A 3,121-nucleotide genomic window follows, 5' to 3' on the forward strand; every position below is an offset into this window, starting at 1 on the left:
ACCAATGAGTGCATTATCCTTTTTGACAGTCATAGACATTTAACACTCCATAATTGAAATAATATAAGTACACATCTACTTGTGCGTTTAGTGCGTGTTCAATTGAACGTCTATATATATCCATTTGAACACTGTATCGTTCTATTAAATCTGCTTCTGTTTCATTTGTAACTCGATCCGTTTTGTAGTCAATAATAATATAACGATCATCATGTTTCACTAAGCAGTCTACAATACCTTGTACCATCTTACCATGTACATCGCTAATATCGATCGTTTTTTGACTCATTATAAATGGTAATTCTGTATAGTTTTGTAGAGACTCTTTAAATATAGATTGTATCGTTTTATCTTCAACAAATCGTAATCCATACTCCGTCATGCGTGCTCTGTTTTCTTCAGTCACATATTCTAAATCTTGTGTGTAGTTATGAACAATTGCACGCACTAAACTTTCTTTGTTGCCACTTTGAATGATTGAATCTATTCGATGAACGATTTGTACCATCACTTCATGCATAATCGTCCCGAAAATCGGTGCATCTTTTGTGTCATCTAAAAATGCAGGCTTTCTAAGTCGAACTTCTTTTTTGTAAATGTCCGTTCTTAACTCTGCGGTTTCATCGATCGTTTCGTTTCTGCGTTTAATTTCAGTGACAGAGTCTTTGACACTCTCTAAATAGTCGTCTCCACCTTTATATTGATAATTGAGTCGTTCAATAATTTCTGGTGAAGGATACACGCTATCTGTTAAATCAAATAAGTCATCGAGCGTTAGACGTTCTGTCACTTCAGCAGTCGCTTCTCCATTATCATAATGCATGGAAATTTTAAAATAAGGGTTCTCTTTATTTGCAAATAAAATTGGAGCGAGTAATGTTCTGTAATCACTAGCGTTTAACCTGAATTCTTTTGGTAGTGGTACGTTCGGTTCTATTGAATCGATGTCAATGTCTTTAATTTCAAACACGTCTAAAAACAATGCGTTTTCTTCTTGATACGATTCGAACTTATCTAACGGTTCGTCTTTTAATAACGGGATATATAAACATTCTTCTGCTCGTGTTAATGCAACATATAATAAGCGAAGTCTTTCTGAAATATCTTCTTTATGAAGCATATCTTTCATATATTCATAATGTAAGTTAGACTGTATAAGTTTATGTGTCGCGTCATAAGTTTTCATCGACACTCCATACATCGGGTGAACGAGTATCGAATCATTTAAATCACGACTTCTTAAACTGCGCTGATTATTCACTAAAAAGACGTGCTTAAATTCTAATCCCTTAGATGAGTGAATCGTCATTACTTTAACGACATCTTCTTCCTCACTCACGACTTGCTCCTCACCAAAATCAACATTACGATCTGATAAGTATTGAATATAGTTTATAAATTCATACAGTGAATGGTGGTTTCGTTTCATAAATTCCATACTATAAATGAGTAATCCATTTAAATTCGCCTTACGTGTATCACCACTCGGAAGTCCCGCAAAGAATTCGATAATATCGTATCTGTCGTACATATATTTTAATAGCGATGTGACCGAACGATATTTCGCTTCTTCTTGTAACAACTGTAATTCTGATAAAAGAAACTCAATTTTTTCTTTTGTTTCATCGTCTACATCATAATTTTTTAACGAATCATAGAAATATCCACGTTTGTTTTCATCGCTAACTCGTATTTTAGCAATATCTGTATTTGTAAAATTAAAGAAAGGCATACGACATAGACCAACTAAATGATCGTCTTGAAGCGGGTTATCAATCACTGAAATAAAGTTCACCATTGTGCGTATTTCAAGCGTGTCAAAATACCCCGTATTATTTTCGTACACTAACGGTATGTTATATTCTTTAAATTTACTATGATACGTATCGATGGCTTGTCGTGCTGGTGTTAAAATAACGATATCTTTATAATCGACGTTTTGTTCGCGTAACTCTAAGATTTTCTTGATGACATAATTAATTTCTGCTTCTTCCTTAGACAGTGCACCTTTTAAATATACGATGCCTTCAACTTCTGTTTGGATTGGCGTTTTATTTTTCTCTAGACCAACGTGTAACGCTTCGTTATCCGTATAATCGATTTCACCGACATCCCGGTCCATGAGATGCTTAAAGATAAAGTTCGTCGTTTCTAACACGCCGATATTCGAACGGAAGTTTTTGTTTAAAGTAATTAACGTACCAGAATTTTCTTGTTGGAACGCATCCATCTTTTCTAAAAAGAGTTTAGGTTCTGCTTGACGGAATCTGTAAATCGATTGTTTAACGTCTCCAACCATAAATAAGTTTCCATCATGCGCATCACCAGATTTTAAACGCATAATAATCGATTCTTGTACTCTATTTGTATCTTGGTACTCATCGATCATCACTTCTTTAAACTTATTCTGATACAGCTTACTAATCTCTCCATCGTTACGAGATAAAATATCAATCGCATAGTGTTCGTAATCGTTAAAGTCCATCGTGTTCGATTCACGTTTACGTTTACCATATGCTTCAATTAATTCCATTGCGAGCTGTATAAAAGTATTCCGGACACCGTTCATATTTGCCATTTCTTCTAAAAATGACTCTAACGTCATTACGTTCAACCCTATGACAGCTTTTCGCTTCTCACTCGTTTGATCAATCAGTTGACTAATATAGTTTTTATCCGCTTCATCTTCGATACTCTTATATACTTTAGTATTTCTAGTAATCATTTTAGTATCAATTTCTGTTGAAGATGCGGTATTATTTCTAACTTTTAAATGGATTGCTTTAAACTCATCAGCGAGGTCTTGTAATTTTTTAATTTGTTTATCGTTATAATCTAAGTCCACATGTACTGAAAATAAACCTTCTAGCAGCTGGTCTACCGCTTCAAGTGCTTCTTCGATTATTTTTAAGTTTTTCTCTTTATAACGATCGTAAATTTCCGTTAACAATTCGACATCTAACCACTCGTCCATTAACCCTTCTAAAAATGAAAGTGGGTGTTCTGTCGCAATCGCCTCGTTATACAACTTTAATACTGCTCTTTTTAAATAATCATTTTGTTTATCAGTAGATAAAAACTCCTCAAGCATTACGAAATTTTCGTCGTTTGCTTGATAATG

1 protein-coding gene is annotated in these 3,121 nt (G+C 34.1%); it reads right to left on the reverse strand.

Annotation, left to right across the window (positions count from 1 at the left end):
• Positions 1 to 13: 13 nt before the first annotated feature.
• Positions 14 to 3,121: 3'-5' exonuclease (locus tag TJ68_RS06505; RefSeq protein WP_148449683.1), on the reverse strand; the 3,108-nt coding region annotated here is incomplete at its 5' end.

It is taken from the genome of Nosocomiicoccus massiliensis, assembly GCF_000438455.1.
GTDB classification, from domain to species: domain Bacteria; phylum Bacillota; class Bacilli; order Staphylococcales; family Salinicoccaceae; genus Nosocomiicoccus; species Nosocomiicoccus massiliensis.